The sequence below is a fragment of the Coleofasciculus sp. FACHB-712 genome (assembly GCF_014695635.1).
GTDB lineage: Bacteria > Cyanobacteriota > Cyanobacteriia > Cyanobacteriales > FACHB-T130 > FACHB-T130.
Genome location: NZ_JACJOQ010000602.1, coordinates 1 through 3,416, shown reverse-complemented (window position 1 = coordinate 3,416; position 3,416 = coordinate 1). Strand labels below are relative to the sequence as shown.

At 42.8% G+C, this 3,416-nt stretch carries 2 protein-coding genes; both read left to right on the top strand.

Annotation, left to right across the window (positions count from 1 at the left end):
• Window positions 1-130: 130 nt before the first annotated feature.
• Window positions 131-892, top strand: a complete 762-nt coding sequence (locus tag H6F50_RS21985; RefSeq protein WP_190430346.1) for a DUF928 domain-containing protein — start codon at window positions 131-133, stop codon at window positions 890-892.
• Window positions 893-987: 95 nt separating this feature from the next.
• Window positions 988-3,416 (top strand): CHAT domain-containing tetratricopeptide repeat protein (locus H6F50_RS21980; RefSeq protein ID WP_199292309.1); only part of this gene is annotated, 2,429 nt, incomplete at its 3' end.

The window sequence follows — 3,416 nt, the reverse complement described above, 5'->3', positions numbered from 1 at the left end:
GGAACGGCTACAACCATTTATATCATCGCCTCCTTGCAAATCTATATATCGGCGGCGATGTTATTACCTTGGTTTTTACCAACAGTTTTGTTTTGGAATTATATTCGTTTAGCATTCAGGGAAAAGTCTCATGTTTAACTTAAAAAAACTCCAATCCATTTTGTTAATATCTGCCTTGATTACAACTTCTTCCTCAGTGCCTCTACAAGCGGCAATTAGACAACAACCGCATCCCGTCCTAACAGAAAGCAATGAGACATATCTAGCTTTATCGTGGGGTGATATCTGGAAGAAATTACGTCGCAAAAGGAAAGGAGGGGGCGGGAGAGGAGGAGCGATTTGCGCGATCGCTCCCGCTAAACTGGTAGACGCAGATTCGCTTCATTCAAAACAAGGGGAAATCCTTGAGATTTGGAGCGATCGCCCTCTGTTTCTGTGGAATATCCCAGGTGGAACGGTAACGCGAATTGAGCTATCTCGTCAGGGGGATAAAGAGGCATTCTGGAACCGACCAATTAAAGGAGAGACAAGGGCGGTTTATGATGGGGAACCATTGCAACCTGGACAGTCTTATGTATGGAAATTGTCTGCTTCAGAGCCGTACCCAATTGAAACCAGCGTCATGTTTCAAGTGATGGAACCGGAAACACGCGATCGCATTTCAGCCGAATTGATCTCAATAGCACTCGTACAGCAGCTTAAAGACCCATCACCAGAGGCTTTGGCAATGGAGAAAGTCCACTATTTTGCCGAACGAGAACTCTGGTCAGATGCGCTGCGGGAACTCTATTCGGTGCCAAATCCCTCAGCGGAATTAAGGAATGCGATCGCGCTTCTTCAAGCTCATGATTTCTGTGCAGAAGATGAGCCAAACGTTTCTGCATCTCAATAGGCTACGGCTTGGGTTTTTACATAAGTACCCCTTGCCCAAGGATATTATATGTAAGCGGACAATATCTTAAACGCTGCGATCGCACTCCTACAGCTATGGAATTAAAAAGATTTTTCTTGCTTGCGTCTAGCACAGTTCTACTGACTGGGTTGCAGACTTGTTGGCTGAATTTTCCGGTGACATTTAGTGGATCTGCGGTGATGGCGCAGACGGTTGAGGAGAGGAAGGCGCAAGCAGATAAACTTTATCAGCAAGGTAATCAGCAGTATAAGACTAGCCAATTTCAGGAAGCATTACAGTCTTTTCAAGAAGCGCTCTTAATTTATCGGGAACTAAAAGATACCAAAGGCGAAGCATTAACCGTGAACTACATCGGGTTAATTTATCGCAGTCTCAGCCAATATCCAGAAGCCCTGAAATTTTATCGGCAAGGTTTAGAGATTTTCAGAAAACTCGGCGATCGCTGGAACGAAGGAACTGCACTTAACAACATTGGCTCAGTTTATAGAAGCTCAGATCAATATGCTCAAGCACGAGATTTCTTTCAGCAAGCCTTATCTATTCGTCGAAAAGTTCAGGATCGCGAAGGCGAAGGGGTAACTCTTAGTAACCTTGGAACGATTTATCATGGTTTGGGTCAATATTCTCAAGCATTGGAATTATACGAGCAAGCCTTAGTTATTCGTAGAGAAGTTGGTGATTTTCAAGGTGAAGTAGTAACCCTCCTTAGCTTGGGAGTTATCTATTATGATTTAGGTCAATATAATCAAGCACTGGAAACTTATCAGCAAGCTTTGAATGTAAGCAGAAAAATTAATAACAAAAATGGAGAAGCTCTTGTTCTGAATTCAATGGGAACAGTTTATATGAGCCAGGGTGACTATTCCAAAGCATTAAATTTGTATCAGCAAGCTTTAATTATTGCTAGAAAAATTGGCGTGACTGGTCTGGAAGCAGCGCTACTCAACAATATTGCCGAATTTTATAGATATCAAGGTCAATATTCGCAAGCATTAGATTTTTATCAGCAATCTCTAGTTATATATAGGAAAATTGGCAGCTTTGGTGGTGAAGAAACAGCTATTAACAACATGGGTAAAACTTATGATAATCAAGGTGATTATTCCCAAGCGCTGAAACTTTTTCAACAAGCTTTAACTATTTCCAGGAAAATAGAGAATTATCCAGGTGAAGGACGAATTCTGAGAAATATGGGTAGTAACCTCTATCAATCTGGGAAGCTAGCGGAAGCTACAAAAACCCTAACCGCTGGAATTAAGGCTTTAGAGTCTCTACGGTCAGGATTGAGTGATAGCAATAAAGTATCAATTTTTGAAACCCAGGCTAGTATCTACCGTCTACTCCAACAAGTTTTTATTGCCCAAAATAACATTAATGATGCTTTAGAAATTGCTGAACGAGGGCGTGCAAGAGCATTTGTGGAGCTATTGGTAAAGAGATTATCTTCAGAAACTAGAGGTAACGTTACTTCCCCACCACCACCAAATATTGCCCAAATTACACAAATTGCCAAAGCTCAAAATGCGACTCTCGTTCAATATTCAATTATTGATGATGACTTTAAAAGTCAAAATAAATCGCAAGTCAAGCAAACAGACCTTTACATTTGGGTGATTAAACCTACAGGCGAAGTAACCTTCCGCAAAGTTGACCTAAAACCATTGCAGCAAAAAAATACCTCTTTAAAAGACCTTGTTAGCTCTAGCCGTGACTCAATCGGAGTAGACGATCGCAGTATTTTTAAAGCAGAAGTTGTAAATCCAGGTAATCAAGAAAACTCAGCCAAAAGCTTACAGCAACTTCATCAACTATTAATTTCGCCCATCGCCGACCTTCTGCCCACCGACCAAAATCAGCGTATAATTTTTGTCCCGCAAGGTGAATTATTTGTAGTTCCCTTCGCCGCACTGCAAGATAAAGATGGCAAATACTTAATTGAAAAACATACAATTTTGTCCGCACCTTCAATTCAGGTACTAGAACTAACACGCGCCTCACGGGAAAAGGTGAAGCAAGCATCCGCCAAAGATGCCATCATCATAGGAAATCCCACCATGCCCAGCGTAGCGCCTAAAATTGGAGAAAAGCCGCAACAGCTAGCTTCCTTACCAGGAGCAAAACGAGAAGCCGAAGAGATTGCTCCTTTATTGAACACCAACGCCCTTACTGGCAATGCAGCCACCAAAACTGCTGTTTTATCACGAATATCTCAAGCTAGAATTGTGCATCTGGCAACCCACGGCTTATTTGATGATTTCCAGGGATTGCAAAGCGCGATCGCACTCGCACCCACTAGCAGCGATCGCGGTCTACTCACTGCCGAAGAAATCCTTAATCTGAAACTAAATGCAGATTTAGTTGTCCTGAGTGCTTGCAACACCGGACGCGGGCGCATCACGGGTGATGGGGTAATTGGACTATCCCGCTCTTTGTTTATCGCCGGTACTCCCAGCGTTGTTGTCTCCCTGTGGGCTGTCCCCGATGCTCCCACGGCTGAATTAAT

What these genes read in the sequence shown, in the direction of transcription:
- H6F50_RS21985 (WP_190430346.1), top strand. Translation starts at nt 131, where the DNA reads ATGTTTAACTTAAAAAAACTCCAATCCATTTTGTTAATATCTGCCTTG.